This is a genomic window from Permianibacter fluminis, assembly GCF_013179735.1.
Taxonomy (GTDB): domain Bacteria; phylum Pseudomonadota; class Gammaproteobacteria; order Enterobacterales; family Permianibacteraceae; genus Permianibacter; species Permianibacter fluminis.
In genome coordinates this window covers 94,888-108,910 of sequence record NZ_JABMEG010000002.1, presented here as the reverse complement: position 1 = coordinate 108,910, position 14,023 = coordinate 94,888, and the positions used below count along the sequence as shown (strand labels likewise).

General features: G+C 59.2%; 14 protein-coding genes. 7 read left to right on the top strand and 7 right to left on the bottom strand.

The genetic code is table 11. The features are described from left to right. The first annotated feature begins 248 nt into the window (after positions 1 to 248). Positions 249 to 2,249 carry a TonB-dependent receptor plug domain-containing protein gene (locus tag HPT27_RS15830; RefSeq protein WP_172245586.1) on the top strand — a complete coding sequence of 667 codons (2,001 nt, stop codon included), beginning with the start codon at positions 249 to 251 and terminating at the stop codon, positions 2,247 to 2,249. 36 nt (positions 2,250 to 2,285) lie between these two features. On the opposite strand, the gene HPT27_RS15825 is transcribed toward HPT27_RS15830, so the two are convergent. Beyond that, on the bottom strand, positions 2,286 to 3,233 hold the full coding sequence (locus HPT27_RS15825) for a transcriptional regulator GcvA (RefSeq protein WP_172245585.1): 948 nt from the start codon (positions 3,231 to 3,233) through the stop codon (positions 2,286 to 2,288). Between the two features lie 230 nt (positions 3,234 to 3,463). On the opposite strand from HPT27_RS15825, the gene HPT27_RS15820 reads away from it, so the two are divergent. Beyond that, positions 3,464 to 3,766: a hypothetical protein gene (locus HPT27_RS15820; protein ID WP_172245584.1), complete on the top strand. Its 303-nt coding sequence runs from the start codon at positions 3,464 to 3,466 to the stop codon at positions 3,764 to 3,766. Positions 3,767 to 4,346: 580 nt separating this feature from the next. Here the strand turns inward: HPT27_RS15820 and HPT27_RS15815 are convergent. After that, the gene (locus HPT27_RS15815) at positions 4,347 to 4,553 is read right to left on the bottom strand and encodes a hypothetical protein (RefSeq protein WP_172245583.1); all 207 of its coding nucleotides are present in this window, start codon (positions 4,551 to 4,553) and stop codon (positions 4,347 to 4,349) included. 552 nt (positions 4,554 to 5,105) lie between these two features. Here HPT27_RS15815 and HPT27_RS15810 point away from each other — a divergent pair. Both HPT27_RS15810 and HPT27_RS15805 read left to right on the top strand, forming a co-directional pair. Beyond that, the gene (locus HPT27_RS15810; protein ID WP_172245582.1) at positions 5,106 to 5,711 is read left to right on the top strand and encodes a PEP-CTERM sorting domain-containing protein; all 606 of its coding nucleotides are present in this window, start codon (positions 5,106 to 5,108) and stop codon (positions 5,709 to 5,711) included. Positions 5,712 to 6,039: 328 nt separating this feature from the next. Beyond that, entirely contained in the window at positions 6,040 to 6,921 is an 882-nt protein-coding gene (locus HPT27_RS15805; RefSeq protein ID WP_172245581.1) for an AraC family transcriptional regulator, read from the top strand. A gap of 195 nt (positions 6,922 to 7,116) precedes the next feature. Here HPT27_RS15805 and HPT27_RS15800 read toward each other — a convergent pair whose 3' ends face one another. The 4 genes from HPT27_RS15800 to HPT27_RS15785 form a co-directional block, all read right to left on the bottom strand. Then, positions 7,117 to 7,590, bottom strand: a complete 474-nt coding sequence (locus HPT27_RS15800; protein WP_172245580.1) for a DMT family transporter — start codon at positions 7,588 to 7,590, stop codon at positions 7,117 to 7,119. Between the two features lie 344 nt (positions 7,591 to 7,934). Then, positions 7,935 to 9,101 (bottom strand): alkene reductase, encoded by a 1,167-nt coding sequence (locus HPT27_RS15795; RefSeq protein ID WP_172245579.1) that lies wholly within the window; start codon positions 9,099 to 9,101, stop codon positions 7,935 to 7,937. 229 nt (positions 9,102 to 9,330) lie between these two features. After that, the gene (locus HPT27_RS15790; protein WP_172245577.1) at positions 9,331 to 10,404 is read right to left on the bottom strand and encodes a lipid A deacylase LpxR family protein; all 1,074 of its coding nucleotides are present in this window, start codon (positions 10,402 to 10,404) and stop codon (positions 9,331 to 9,333) included. A 205-nt stretch (positions 10,405 to 10,609) separates the two neighbouring features. Next, on the bottom strand, positions 10,610 to 11,347 hold the full coding sequence (locus HPT27_RS15785) for a TetR/AcrR family transcriptional regulator (RefSeq protein WP_172245575.1): 738 nt from the start codon (positions 11,345 to 11,347) through the stop codon (positions 10,610 to 10,612). A 228-nt stretch (positions 11,348 to 11,575) separates the two neighbouring features. On the opposite strand from HPT27_RS15785, the gene HPT27_RS15780 reads away from it, so the two are divergent. From HPT27_RS15780 to HPT27_RS15770, 3 genes are read left to right on the top strand one after another with little or no spacing between them, the layout of a single operon-like run. After that, positions 11,576 to 11,839 carry a DUF2249 domain-containing protein gene (locus HPT27_RS15780; protein WP_172245574.1) on the top strand — a complete coding sequence of 88 codons (264 nt, stop codon included), beginning with the start codon at positions 11,576 to 11,578 and terminating at the stop codon, positions 11,837 to 11,839. A 42-nt stretch (positions 11,840 to 11,881) separates the two neighbouring features. Further along, positions 11,882 to 12,322, top strand: a complete 441-nt coding sequence (locus HPT27_RS15775; protein WP_172245572.1) for a hemerythrin domain-containing protein — start codon at positions 11,882 to 11,884, stop codon at positions 12,320 to 12,322. Continuing rightward, the gene (locus HPT27_RS15770) at positions 12,319 to 12,672 is read left to right on the top strand and encodes a cupin domain-containing protein (protein WP_172245570.1); all 354 of its coding nucleotides are present in this window, start codon (positions 12,319 to 12,321) and stop codon (positions 12,670 to 12,672) included. The genes HPT27_RS15775 and HPT27_RS15770 overlap by 4 nt, the downstream gene beginning before the upstream one ends. A 15-nt stretch (positions 12,673 to 12,687) precedes the next feature. Here the strand turns inward: HPT27_RS15770 and arsJ are convergent, their stop codons facing one another. Next, positions 12,688 to 13,923 carry an organoarsenical effux MFS transporter ArsJ gene (gene arsJ, locus HPT27_RS15765; RefSeq protein ID WP_172245568.1) on the bottom strand — a complete coding sequence of 412 codons (1,236 nt, stop codon included), beginning with the start codon at positions 13,921 to 13,923 and terminating at the stop codon, positions 12,688 to 12,690. Positions 13,924 to 14,023 lie beyond the last annotated feature (100 nt).

Here is a 14,023-nt window from a genome sequence, read left to right as displayed (position 1 = left end):
CCCTGGCGTGACCGGCGCAGAATAATTGGCGGGCGCCGCTGCAACAGGCCGGAGATCGGCCCCAATTGTTACCGTCTTGTCTTGCTCCATCCCCACTCACGCCCCTCCCGATTAGCCCACGCCGCCGGCCGGGTGCGAGCGCTTGTCTATACTCCCTGCATGTTCGCTTACCGTACGCTGGGGGGCAGGTGCGACACACGAGGCTGCCGGCCAGAACAATCCGTCCGCATCGGATCAGTGTGCTGACAATGGCACTGCTGACGCTGCTGGCTGGCGTCGCGACTGCTGCCGATCGTGCAGCCATTGATGAAACGGATCGCACTACCGATAGCGTTGCCGAGCAAAAAACCAAGCTGGCCGACGAAGCCGATTTGTTCGCATTGGATCTGGAAGCGCTGAGCAACATTCACGTCACGGTGGCCAGCGCCCGCGGCGAAACCCTGCGCGAAACACCGGTGCTGGTGTCACGACTCGATGCCAGTGAAGCGCGCCAATACGGTTTGCAGACGCTGGCCGAATGGTTGTCGATTTTGCCGGGCGTCATTGTTCAGGACACCGCCATCGGCACCGAAGCGGTGATGATGCGCGGGCTGGTTGAAGGCTTTAATCAGAAAGTGCTGTTTCTGCTTGACGGCGTGCCCTACTGGCAACCGACTCACGGCGACATTCCGCTGCCCGCCATTCCGCTGAGCCTGATTTCGCACATCGAGGTCATTCGCGGTCCCGGTGGCGTCATTTACGGCACCAATGCCACCGCTGGCGTCATCAACGTGGTCACCCGGCGCGATGACAAACGCGACGCCGAATTGACCGGCGGCAGCCAGCACAGCTGGCGCGGTGAAAGTTATCAGCACTATTCGCTAACCGATGACAGCGATCTGACCTTGGCGGTGGCCAGTAGCAATGGCCCGGATTACGACGGCGAATTTACCAACCGGCCGCTGCCGGGCAGCTTCCCGCAAGACACCCCGCGCGATGGCGCCGTACCGCGACACAAAGAGCAGCAGTCGGCGTTCTTTCGCTATCGCTATCACGAACTGAATGTGCACTGGCATGGCTTTGAAAGTGACAGTGAAGGTCTGGCGGCGGCCGCCAGCTTGTTGAACCGCTCGACGCTGGAATACCAAGGCCAACAACTCAGCACCGATTACCGGTTTGATCTCGGCGACGCGCACCGCTTGCAGCTGTTTGCCGACGGCACCCAATACACGCTGCGCATTCCGACTGACAATTTGTTTGCCGGCGTCACCGACGGCCTGCAAACCTTTGCAGATGATGGTGAAGGGAATACGCGGACCCGGCTCGGCGCCCGCTGGCAATGGACCGTTGGCCCCGAACAGTATTTGCAAGCCGGCATCGTCCGCGAGCAACGACGCAGCGACGAATACCAATTGTTCAATCGCAGCACCGGCAGCCTCGCCGCCATTCAAATGCCGGCCGATAAAACCACCGAGCTGGCCGGTTACGGCCAGTGGGATGCCCGCTTTGGCGACTGGCGCACCGTGCTCGGTGCGCGCCGCGTCGACAGCGATCAATTCGACGCCGAGTGGCTGCCCCGCTTTTCGATCGGCTGGAATGTGTCGACCGAACAAAACTGGCGACTGGTGTATTCCGAAGGCTACAACGCGCCGACGTTCCTGCAATTGAACGTCGCCATTCCGCCCAATGCCATTCGCGGCAATCCGGATCTGCGCGCGGAACGGATCAAGAATCTGGAACTGGCCTGGAGCTGGCAACAGGGTCCGCAATCGCTGACGCTGACCGGTTATCATCTGGATATCGACGACGCCATCCGGCGCCAGTTAATCCCGAACAGCACCACGATCACCTTCGTCAATGTCGCCCCCTTCACCCGCAACGGAGTCGAAGCCGAATGGCGTTGGCGGCAAGCACGCTGGCAATGGTATGGCAGCGCCAGCTGGCAACGCGAAGGCAACTCCGATGACGACGGTTTTGCTCTGCTGACCCCAAAATATCAATTCAGTCTGGGCGGGCAATATCGCCGCAACAATCACTTGCTCGGCGGCTCGCTGCGTTACATCGGCGCACGCGCAGCGGCCGATGTCGTGTCACTGCTCGCACTGCACTACCAATACGAACAACCGCACTGGCAGTTGGCATTCGGTCTCGGCAACCTGCTCGCCGATGATCAACAGCACGCCGATGTCCAGGATCAGGTTCCCAGCCGCTTGGTGCCCGGCGGGCCGGACGAGGCCAGCGCCGCGCTTCGCTACACACTCCGGTTCTGAGCCCGCCAGCAAATCGCCGTCAGGCGGTGCTCTGATTCAGCTCAGCGGCGCTGAGGCCGGCACCGGTTGCAGTGCCGCTTCCGCTTCGGCTTGCTCCTGATGAATGGTGGCCAGCAGCCACTGCCGGAAGGCCGCGACTTTTGGCCGCTCGGCCGCGCCCGGCGGGCAAACCAAAAAATAACCTTCGTCCAATAACAATCGTTGTTCGAACGGACGCACCAGACGGCCGCTGCGCAGATCCGTTTGCGCCAGCACCGAGTGACCAATCGCCACGCCCTGACCGTGCGCTGCCGCCTGCAAGACCATCGCGGTATGCGAGAACACCGGACCGTTCTGCCATTTGACATTGCCGACGCCGGCGTATTCAAGCCAGCTGCGCCAGGCTTCGTGGCTGCCATCATGCAGCAGCACGTGCTGGGCCAAATCCTGCGGCGTCTTCAGCGGCTTGCGGCCTTTCAGCAACGCCGGTGAGCAGACCGGAAACAACGACTCCTCCAGCAGCAAATCGACTGCCTGATCCGGCCATTTGCCGTCGCCGAAGTAGATGGCGATGTCAACGTTGTCGGCCAGAAAGTCGACCTCGTCATCAGACGCCTTCAGCCGTACGTCGATATCCGGAAACTCGCTGTTGAACGCGCTGAGCCGCGGCACCAGCCACTGCACCGCAAAGGTCGGCACCACCGACACCGACAGTGGCCCGGCCGCCTTGCGGGCCTTGGCCCGGACTTTCTCGGTGGCATCAGCCAGCCGCTCGAACAGGTCGCGGATTTGGGGCCAATACATCTGGCCCTCCTCTGTCAAGAGCAGTTCGCGGCTTCTGCGTGTAAACAATTTCACATCCAAGAAATCTTCTAATGCTTTCACTTGGTGCGAAATTGCGGCCTGCGTCACATGTAGGTCCTCGGCAGCCCTTGTGAAACTTAGGTTACGGGCCGCCGCCTCGAAGGCGCGCAGGCTGGTCAGGGGGGGTAATCTTCGGCTCATCGGGATAATCATGCATTAGAAAATATAATGGCTGGCATTATAAATGATCGTTTGCTGCTTGGTCAGCAAATGCCCAGAATGCGCCCCGTCAGCGATGTTGCTGCATCGCAACATCGCTGGCGGGGCCGGTTTGCACTCCAGGGCAAGCCCGTCGCCACCCCGCCGAGGTCAGTGGTCATTCACTGCTTCGAATCCGGCGTTCGATGGAATGAACACGCAGGGGAAAGTTTATGAATCAGTCTGCAAAAATTGCTTTGTGCTCGCTGCTTATGGTCGCGGCCAGTGCCGCCAACGCCCAGTCGGTTGATGCGAATCTGCCGAACAAGGCGCAGGTGGTCCGCGAATGGTCGGCCGGTATCCGCAGCAATGCGATCCGTGCGGCCAAGGAAATCAACCGGGACGCCATCAACGCCGCCCTTAACCCGGCCGCGCTGAAGCAACAAATGTCCTTGATGCTGTCCGACAGCAGCATCGACGACACCAGCGTTGCCATGGTGACCCGGATGCCAGTGGTCAGCCCGCAAGCGGACTGATTGCCAGCTTCGACCGGTTTTCGAAACGTCGGTTGAAACAGGGTTTGGTTTCGTTACGAAATTGAAAGCCCTGGGTTTCAGTTGTCATGTTCCCCCCCCGAGCATGCCAGCTGGAGTTTCGAGGTTTTACTTCTGTCTCCTTAGCGTTGCTTAGCGTGGCTGGAGTGGTCCATCCCTCCGTATTTTGGTCCCCCAGCATCAACACTGCTAACACGGGAACTGCCCTGCAGTTCCCGTTTTTTTTTTGCCTGCGAAAAAGCTGGCAGGTCGCTGCCCGTCAAATATCGGTGAGATGTCGGCGCCTCAGAACTCCAGCCTGCAGGCATCGGAAGGCATTGACCGCAATGTCGGCTGGCGCTGGTCAGCTGGTCGGTACCTTTGACGGCAATCGACCCGAAGCGGCCATTCGATGAGTTAACGTTTGACATGAGGCGCAGCCACCGGCCTGCCGGTGGCTGTCGCCTCGATGGAAGGGTTAGGCAGCTGGCGCCGCTTCACTGCCATCCCGAGGCATCTATGACTGGAGGTAGGGACAGCCGAATTAATTTTTGCTTTGGTACGTATTCCATTGAAGACCGCTTCAATCAGTTCTCGACTTGCACTGCTTCCAAATGCCGTATCCGGTAACTGCAACACCAGCGACAACATAGGCCACGCCCCAAAGCAAGGCCTCGCGATGCTTATCAGGATTGGGTTGCTCTGGAACTAAGAAGACAAAGACCCCAACGGCCAACATCAAAGGCCCGAGGATGAGTGGCGGAAGTTTCTCCCACGGAAGTAGCCACATCGTTGACCTCCTTCAGATGCCTAACTAATGATTAGGAGGCACGCCTCCTAACAGATTTTGAATGGCTTGGAATCTGACCTAATTTCGGTTTCGACTCAAGCATTTAGCGTGAACACTTGGAAACCTTCAGCTTTGATTACACGCCATGGCCGTGTTGCTGGGGAGAGTTGCCGCCTAATCAAATCTAGCGAGCGTAGGTACGAATCCGCGTAGCGGCTTCGTACGAATGAATTCCCATGCGTCCGAAACGCTGCGCGGTTCGGGCCTACGATACTGAATGGCTGCTTCTGGCCGAAAGCCGCCGCAGGGGCGCCGGTCAACACCGACGGTTCTGGTCAGGTCATTGCGGCAAAGCAGCCCGTTACCATTCGGACTCAACCGATGTTGAGCGCCACCTGCACAGTGGCTGTCGCCGTGCTTTACAACCGGACACCAACTCGCGCCTGGCTGCGAGCCAAGTCTTTGAAGGGTAACGGAATAGGCTCCATGGCCTGGCTTTTGCTGCTAGCTCGCGTCTGGATTTTTCCGACAACCACAACAGGGACTACGTCTATGTACAAGTTGCTGGCAACACTGATTCTGGCCGCCTCAGTCGGTGCGGCGCGCGCCGATCTCATTGATTTTGAAGGCCACACCCCGACCAATGATGGCGATGTCGTGCAGCATCAGGATGGCTTCACGTTTACCTTCTCGGCTCAGGGCTGGGGCATTTTTGAAGACAGTTTCGTCGGCGGCGGTGCGCCGTATGTGCAGAACGGCACGGCCCGTTTGGTTGCCGCTGGCGGCAGCCCGGGCTCGGTCACCATGACTGCAGACGACGCCAGCCTGTTCTCGGTGAGCGGTTTTGATGGCGCAACCATGTTCCCGGATTTCACCGGCACGCTGGTTGTGGTCGGCACCTTTGCCGATGCCACCACCATCAGTTCGTTTTTCGATATTTTCTCCGACTTCTCGTTCTACGACCTCGGCTCGGGCTTTTCCAATCTGGTCAGCATCAGCTTTTCGGAGAGCGTCGCGGGTGACTTCCGTCGCACCTCCGGCTTTTCGCTCGACAATATCCATGTCAACGAATCGGTCTCGGTGCCAGAGCCGGCCGGTGTTGTCTTGCTCGGCCTCGGCATACTGGGCATGAGCCAGCTGCGTCGGAAACGGAACTGACCTCATCGCAACGGCGCGGCACGACACGCCGAGCCACTGGCAAATAAGTAGAACAAAGGGCGCTGATTCAGCGCCCTTTGTTTTTGCGCCGCAGTCATTGCCCACCTCGGTGACCGCACACCTCATAGCTCACTGCCAGTGCATGGCCAGAAGCAAGAGCCGGCCGTGTGTTTACCCGCTCGGCTCGAGTGAAAGGATCCCGCCGGCAGAGCTGGAATGCCAACGTGACTGCACCGCTCCCGGCACCATGACTCGCCATTCAGCAAGAACGGTCAGGACGACTACAGCAGAACGGGTTACGCTGCTGGTCGCCAAGGAGCTTTCGCAAATGTCGGTCAACACCAATTCTTATCTCGCCCGATTCCATGCCGTGCTGCGCCATATCGACAGCCATCTGGACGAGGAACTGAACCTTGAACAGCTGGCTGCGGTCGCTGCATTCTCAAAATTCCATTTTCATCGGCAGTTTTCCGAGTTGTTTGGCATCAGCATTGCCCAGTATGTGCAAGTGGTCCGGTTGAAACGGGCGGCCTATCAGTTGGCCTTTCGTGAGCAGCCAGCGATTACCGACATTGCCCTGGCCAGCGGCTACGAAAATCCGGAGTCGTTCAGCCGGGCGTTCAAACGCAGCACCGGACAAAGCCCGTCCGCATTCCGGAAAGCGCCGCAATGGGCGCCTTGGCAATCCGTCTACGAGCCCGTCAACGCGCTAAGGAACCAGCATATGTCTGCGGAATATCTCTATGATCACGTACAACTGATCGCATTTCCAACAACCCGTGTCGCGGTCCTGGAACACCGTGGCGATCCGCGCCTGCTGGGCGATTCCATTCGGCAATTCATTGCTTGGCGCAAACAGCAGCAACTGCCACCACGGCTCAGCGCAACGTTCAATGTGCTGTATGACGACCCGGAAACTACCGCTCCGGCCGCGTTTCGGCTCGATCTGTGTGCCGCTACGGACCGCGATATCCCGGCCAACGACTTCGGCATCGTTGCCAAGACCATTCCCGCCGGCCGCTGCGCCGTGCTACGCCATACCGGCACCGACGACACGCTCGGCGCCAGCATCCGCTTTCTGTATTCGGAATGGTTGCCACAAAGCGGTGAAGAGCTGCGCGATTATCCATTGTTTCTGCAGCGCGTTCGCTTCTTCCCGGACGTGCCTGAGCACGAAGCCATTGTCGACATTTTTCTGCCGCTGCAATAGCCGACACCGTGCCAACAGCCTGAACGCTTCGCGCTGCGCTGCGATGTCATGTGATGTGATTGCTCGTGTACGGCAAAATGCCTGACCAGTTTGCAGGTCATTTCGCTGCGCGCGAGCCTGAGCGGCGTTGAAAAGCGTACTCAATCTGTTTTCCGGCAACCACGTCAGTTGATTCGGCAGCGCCGCGCAACCCGGTCAGCGCGTTGCCGGCGCACTACTGAAATGCAGCAGCACCACGCCGCTGACAATCAGCGCTGCTGCGAGTACGCGCAACAGAGTAATGGGGCGCACCGCCAGACCCAGCAAACCATAGTGATCAAGCAACAAGGAGATCAGCACCTGACCGGTCACCACGGCAGCCATGAACGTGGTCAGCCCGAGTTTGGGCGCCAACACCACTGCCGAGCTGACATAGATGATGCCGGCAATGCCACCAAACCAGGTCCAGAACGGCCCCCGGATAGCACTGACCGCACTCGGCATCGGCAAACGCAGCCAGCTCAATACCGCAATGCCGAGCACCACGCTGACCGTCAGCGACACCAGCGTTGCCCACAACGGATGACCAAGGTTTCTACCGAGCGCAGCATTAGCACCGGCCTGCATCGGCACCACGGCACCTGCAATCAAGGCGAAGAACAATGCAAATTGCGAAATCCAGGTCGACATATCCCCTCACCCGTCGCCATCCGACAACCATTTACGTGATGCGATAACAGCGCCGGTGAAGTCGCTTGCGGCGCTTCATCAGCGCTGCCACCGCAGTGAAGAAAAAAACACCGGCCCGCGCCAAGGCGAACCGATGCTGTGGGAAAACACAATAAGCAAATAGCGCGGTCAAACGCCGTTTACCCCCACGCCGACGCTGGCATCGACATGGCGCTCGCAACGCCCCTTGCCGATGCGCGCTGCGCGTGGACAAAGACGCGGCGGTCAAGGCCAAGCAGTCAATGCTTAGCGCTCGGCCTTGACCGCCAACCAGTCATCTTCAGCTCGCCGCTCGCAACCAACTCCTAGGCAACGAGAAAGGGATAATCCGTGTAGCCGGATGCCCCTCCGCCGTAAAAGGTCTGCGGGTTCGGCTCATTCAATGCCGCGCGCAATTGCAAGCGTTTCGGCAGATCCGGATTGGCCAGGAACGGTTTGCCAAATGCCAGCAGATCAGCTTCGCCACTGGCGAGCGAAGTCTCGGCGCTGCTGCGGTCAAAGCCGCCCGCCAGCATCAGCACACCGTCGTAGCGGCTGCGAATGGCTTTCAGAATGCGGTCGGCCAGTTGCATCTGCTTGCCGGTTTCCTTGTCGGCGGAATCGGCCGGCACTTGCGAGCGCGGCGAAATGACATGCAGATACGCCAGACCGCGCTTGTTCAGCTCTTCACTCAGGTAGCTGTACATGGCTTCCGGATCATCCATACCCATGCTGTTGAAATGGCCCATCGGGCTGATGCGTACACCGACCCGGTCTGCACCGATCGTCGCCAGCACCGCATCCACCACTTGCAACGTCAGACGCGCCCGGTTGGCGATGGTGCCGCCGTATTCGTCGTCACGCTGGTTGCTGGCGGTGTTCAGAAATTGGTCCAACAAATAGCCGTTGGCAGAATGGATTTCGACACCGTCGAAACCGGCATCAATGGCGTTACGGGCGGCATTGACAAAATCCGCGACAATGCCGTGAATCTCGTTGCGATCGAGCGCACGCGGGGTTTCAAACGGCACAAACGCCGGATTGCCCTGATCGTCGACAATAAAGGCATTGCCTTCCGGTTTGATCGCGCTCGGTGCGACCGGCAATTGCTTGCCCGGTTGCAGGGCGCGGTGCGAGATCCGGCCGACATGCCACAGCTGCACGACAATCTTGCCGCCTTCGCGATGCACCGCGTCGGTGACTTTCTTCCAGCCTTCGACTTGCTCGGCGGTATGGATGCCGGGCGTCCAGGCGTAACCCTGCGCCGTTGCCGACACTTGAGTGGCTTCGGTGATGATCAAAGCGGCGCCGGCGCGCTGACGGTAGTATTCCGTCATCATGTCGGTAGGCACGTTGCCCGGCTGACCGGCGCGCGAACGCGTCATCGGCGCCATCGCCACCCGATGCGGCAACTGCCAACGGCCGACCGTGATCGGGGTGAACAGTTCACCAGCCGGATCATTGCTGAGAAATTTTTTCGCTGCTTCAGTCATCTTTCGCTCCCCGCCGTTGCCGGCTTTGCCTGTTGCCATTAGCCAGAACATTGCGACTCACCCTGGCTGCAGTTGTTGTTACGATTGTCGTTACGATTGTTGTTACATTTGTTGTTACGGTTGCTGGTAATACGCTTGTTATTGATACGAAAATCGGTAATGCGATTCATATTGGCGCCATTGCCATTGCCAACGTCACGGCAAAGCGTCAGACACCAAGGCATTGCCATCAAAAACTCTGGCTGATGATGAGACCACCCCAGAGCACGGAACGATCTGCCGGCCCGTCTTCAATTTCGGCGCTCTGCCCACGCAGCAGATACGAATAGCGCCAGCCATGTGCCGTTGCAAAGGTGTAACCGAGCCAAGCCTCGAACACGAACGGCCGTAGCTCGTTGTGGGAAAACGTCACGTCGCTGTCACGAAACTGGCCTTGCAAAAACGCGTTATACGCACGGGCCCGAATGTTCACGCCAGCCCAAACGTATTGCTCCGGGCCACTGCCTTCGCTGGCGGCAATCGGCACCGATTTTTCGGCGTAATCGGCGATCTGCGGGTTGTAACTCCACCACGGTGTCCGGATGTCACCGAACCGGGTCGCAAAACCAATGCTCGCTTCGGTCAGGTAACCGACGCTGGCGCGCATGGTCGTGGTCAGTTCGCCGGCAGTGCCGCCGATTGTGCCGGCCCAACTGCGGTCGGCGCGCGCCACGCTGTAACGAAACGTCAGCTCGCCACCGTCACTGATTTGATTGTCCCAGCCCACCGGTTCTTCCGAACCCAGCACTTCGTGCAGCCCTTGTTGCAGATTGGCTACCGCGTGTGCACCGAGCACACCAATGGTCAGCGTGGACAGGTACGCGACCTCGCGCTCCGGCACCACGTTGATCGCGGTGTTGGCCAGATACAGCAGGCTCGCATACGGCCGATCACCCACTTGCAGCGCGCGATTCGACAACTCCTGCGGGGTGAACACCGTCACGCCCATTTCCAGGCTGTGTCGGCTGAACGCCGCATCGGAATAAACGTCGGCAAGGCCGCTGAACCGATCCAGACCGGCGCGCCAATCGTCGACCGACAACAGCGCGTTTTGCGCAGACTTGCCCGACAGCGTCACCGAGAAGCCGCCGGTGTAATCGCGATCCGAGCTACCCGGCGACAGCACATCGTTGTCGATGTAAATCGCCCAGCCGGTGTTGTCCGGCTCATTGGCGAAACGCTCGCTGGCGCCGCTGTTGGCCAAGGCCGGTTGGGTCAGTGCGCTGGCAATCAACAGGCTCAGCGCGGTTAGTTGGGCTTTCATACGTCATTCAATCCGATTCAGATGACCAGTCGTCTTGTGTGGTCTTCAAAAAAAGAGCCCGAGGGCTCTGCAAGACCGGTGGCGCGCCAATGCTGCAGCGCATAAATGCGACCAGTCGTCTTAAGTTGTAGCAAAAAATTTTGCGCCATCATCCCTGGCTCCCACTCCACCGAAGGAGCGGGCCGCCAGAGGCGGGCGCATCCAATCAGTGGACCAGACAAACTCCCTTCAGCACCCGCAAGAACGCCTGCAGGGGCTCATCATTCTTGGTGGCTTTCATTCGCATCAGCGCACCTTCCCAAGCGTAGAAGATAAACTCGGCCGAGTCCTCGGCGCTGCGATCCGCTGGAAACTCACCGCGCTGCTGCGCTTCGGCCAGACACTGGCCAATCATCTTGACCTTGGCACACATCAATTCGTTGATGCGCTCACGCATCATCTCGCTGCCGTCGGCCATTTCCTGACACAGGTTGCCGATGATGCAGCCGCCCGAGAAACCGTTTTCGGTCTGGTACTTCATGGCGCCGTCAAAGTAATTGAGTACGCGGGTCAGCGGCGCTACCGCCGCATCCGCCAGCACCGCCCGGGCGCAGGCTTGCGACTGCTCCGCCAGCCGGGTCAGGCCCTCGACCGCAAAGGCTTCCTTGCTGTCGAAATAGTTGTAGAACGAGCCCTTCGGGACGCCTGCGGCATCCACGATGTCTTGCACACCCGTTCCGTTGTAACCCTGACGGAAGATCACCGCCATGCCGGATTCGAGTAGGTGCTGCTTTTTGTCTGTGCTTGCGTTCATGGCGGAAAGAATATGACCAGTCGTCTTAAATGTCAAGTAGTGTTCAGTATTGCCTGAAAACCCGTTAGGAATCAAACGAATAAGCAGATAGCTGCAGTCTGGTGTGCACCAATAGCTCAATATCGGTTCGGACGTCGGCGGCGCTGCCATGCTTGGCAAGGCACATTCGGCGGCATTCAGAACCCGCCAAGCCGAAACAGACCGAAGTCATCCCCCTCCCGCTACGCGCCCCAACCACAGGGCCCTGATTTCCAAACATGGTTTGCGGGCTCGGTACGGCGCCTCTTTATAAGATTCATTTATTTTTCATCTTTAAGCGATTCCGGCGTAAACTGTGTCTGTCGCGACCACCCGGTCGCCCTGTTCCCGGAGTTGCTCATGCACGATTGCAGCCTGCCCGTTCTGGGCCAAACCACCCATGTTTTTGACGCTCGCGGCATCGCCAGACGGTTCCGTCACGCCGCCATTTTTGGTGCGTTCGACAGTCTGCAAGCTGGCGAAATCATGCGCTTTGTCAATGACCATGATCCGATTCCGCTGCTCGCACAATTTCGCAGCCGCTACGGCGATGCGGTCGAGATCAACTACCAAAGCCGCGAGCCGGGTCAGATCGTGATCGACTTTGGCCGCAGCGCCGGTTGAATCGACTGGCGTCTGATTTGCACTTCGCCGACAGTCACCCACATGCGACGCCACCCCGCCCTGCACCGTTTGTCACGTGAACACAGTCCGGCACTGACGCTGGCGCGTCGGCTGTTGCAAGCCGACGCGCCAGCGAGCATCGCGGTAGCGCAGGACGCCTTGCGCCGCTGGCACCGCGATCTGCTGCAGCATTTTGCCGATGAGGAATCGGTGTTGCTGCCGCTGCTCGTGCAACTGCAGGAAAGCGCCGACGGCCTGCGCTTGCAGCAGGACCACGTCGCGCTTCGCCAAGCATTGGCAAACTGTGCGGACGCCGCCACAACCGACCCGGCAACCGGCGTTAGCTGCCGCGCGCTCGGCGAACAATTGCGTGCGCATGTGCATTTTGAAGAGCGGCAATTGTTTCCGCTATTGGAGCAACGACTGACCGCCGGGCAATGGCAAGCGGTCGCAGCGGCCCTGGCAACAACAGGAGCGACATGATGGCGACCAAACGCCTTGCCTCGGGTGACGTGCTGAACGTGCTCACCGATGACGATGATCACTTCACCCGCGTATACGGTCAGACTCTGATCAAAACCGAAAGCCTGGAAGTCGCGCGATTGCTGCTGCCGGCCGGCAAGCACATTGCAGAACATCAGGTCACCGGTGAACTTACCTTGCAATGCCTGTCCGGTGCGGTGAGCTTGCACATTGCTCAGGAAGAACGGCAACTGAATGCGGGTGACTGGGTCTTTCTCGCCGGCAACGTTCGCCACAGCCTGCACGCCCAGAGCGACAGCGTGCTGCTGCTGAGTTTGCTGCTGAACAGCAAGCGTGCGAACGCGCGCTGATGGCGCTTGCTGAAGCTATTCCACTGCCGCGTTGTCTGTTGCCAATCGCGTTTTGGGCAATGCCAGCGAGATCAGCGCCGCGACCGCAATAAACCCTGCCGACACGACAAGACAGCTCAGCAACCCAAATTGCTGAAACAGCCAGCCAGACAGCAACGTACCCAGCAAGCGGCCAAGCGCGTTCGACATGTAGTAAAAACCAACATCAAGGGACACGGCATCAGCGCTGGCATAACTGACAATCAGATAGCTGTGCAGCGAAGAATTGATCGCGAACAGCACCGCGAACATGAGTAGCCCGGACAGCAGCACGCCGCCGGGCGGCCAGCCGTGCAGCAGCGCGCCGGCGATCGCGGCCGGCACCAGCGCCAGCACCGCTGCCCAGCCAAAGATATCCTTGCCGTCATGGCGCTGACCGCTACGTCCGGTAACAGCCGGTGCCAGAGCCTGCACAACTCCGTAGCCGATCACCCAGGCCGCCAGAAATCCACCGACCTGCCAGAAATCCCAACCGAGCTGCGCACTCAAATACACCGGCAAAGCGACAACAAACCAGACATCCCGCGCGCCAAACAAAAACAAGCGCGCCGCCGACAACACATTGATCGCGCGGCTCTTGGAAAATAGCTCGCGGAACTTCGGTTTTGTTTTTGCCTTGCCGAGATCGCTGCGCAATAGCAGCAGACAAGCAAGGCCCGCTACCGCCAACACGGCCGCCATCGCCAGCACCGCGCCGCGAAATTCCAGCACCGTCAGCAGCACGCCGCCGAGGAAAAATCCGGCGCCTTTCAGGGCGTTCTTGGAGCCGGTCAGCAACGCCACCCAGCGATACAGCGTGCTGTGGGCGTCGGGTTTAACCAGCAGCTTGATGCTGCTCTTGGCGCTCATTTTGTTCAGATCTTTGGCAATGCCGGACAAACCCTGCGCCGCCATCACCAGCGGCACAGAGAGCCAGCCAGTCGGCACCGCCAGCATCAGCAAGGCGAACACCTGCAACAGCAGACCGATGTGCATGGTCCGGTTCAAACCGAATTGGGCACCGAGCCAGCCGCCAAACAGATTGGTCACAACGCCAAAAATTTCGTAAAACAGGAACAGCGTCGCGAGTTGTAGCGGCGAATAGCCGAGCTGATGAAAATGCAGCAGCACCAACATGCGCAGCGCGCCGTCGCTTAAGGTGAACAGCCAGTAGTTGCCGGTGATCAGCAGGTATTGGCGGACGTCGGCAGACAGATTGGTGAGAGCAGTCATGTAACACTTCTGTGAATGGTTATGTTTTTGTCGGAGCGGCCTTGGTCGCGAATCCGTCAGCGCGTGCAACCGCCAGATGAAGCGTTGCAGCTAAAGCTGC

What these genes read in the sequence shown, in the direction of transcription:
- arsJ (WP_172245568.1), bottom strand. Translation starts at nt 13,923, where the DNA reads ATGACTGCTCTCACCAATCTGTCTGCCGACGTCCGCCAATACCTGCTG.
- HPT27_RS15775 (WP_172245572.1), top strand. Translation starts at nt 11,882, where the DNA reads ATGCGACGCCACCCCGCCCTGCACCGTTTGTCACGTGAACACAGTCCG.
- HPT27_RS15815 (WP_172245583.1), bottom strand. Translation starts at nt 4,553, where the DNA reads ATGTGGCTACTTCCGTGGGAGAAACTTCCGCCACTCATCCTCGGGCCT.
- HPT27_RS15830 (WP_172245586.1), top strand. Translation starts at nt 249, where the DNA reads ATGGCACTGCTGACGCTGCTGGCTGGCGTCGCGACTGCTGCCGATCGT.
- HPT27_RS15780 (WP_172245574.1), top strand. Translation starts at nt 11,576, where the DNA reads ATGCACGATTGCAGCCTGCCCGTTCTGGGCCAAACCACCCATGTTTTT.
- HPT27_RS15785 (WP_172245575.1), bottom strand. Translation starts at nt 11,347, where the DNA reads ATGGCAGCGCCGCCGACGTCCGAACCGATATTGAGCTATTGGTGCACA.
- HPT27_RS15805 (WP_172245581.1), top strand. Translation starts at nt 6,040, where the DNA reads ATGTCGGTCAACACCAATTCTTATCTCGCCCGATTCCATGCCGTGCTG.
- HPT27_RS15820 (WP_172245584.1), top strand. Translation starts at nt 3,464, where the DNA reads ATGAATCAGTCTGCAAAAATTGCTTTGTGCTCGCTGCTTATGGTCGCG.
- HPT27_RS15825 (WP_172245585.1), bottom strand. Translation starts at nt 3,233, where the DNA reads ATGAGCCGAAGATTACCCCCCCTGACCAGCCTGCGCGCCTTCGAGGCG.
- HPT27_RS15800 (WP_172245580.1), bottom strand. Translation starts at nt 7,590, where the DNA reads ATGTCGACCTGGATTTCGCAATTTGCATTGTTCTTCGCCTTGATTGCA.
- HPT27_RS15790 (WP_172245577.1), bottom strand. Translation starts at nt 10,404, where the DNA reads ATGAAAGCCCAACTAACCGCGCTGAGCCTGTTGATTGCCAGCGCACTG.
- HPT27_RS15810 (WP_172245582.1), top strand. Translation starts at nt 5,106, where the DNA reads ATGTACAAGTTGCTGGCAACACTGATTCTGGCCGCCTCAGTCGGTGCG.
- HPT27_RS15770 (WP_172245570.1), top strand. Translation starts at nt 12,319, where the DNA reads ATGATGGCGACCAAACGCCTTGCCTCGGGTGACGTGCTGAACGTGCTC.
- HPT27_RS15795 (WP_172245579.1), bottom strand. Translation starts at nt 9,101, where the DNA reads ATGACTGAAGCAGCGAAAAAATTTCTCAGCAATGATCCGGCTGGTGAA.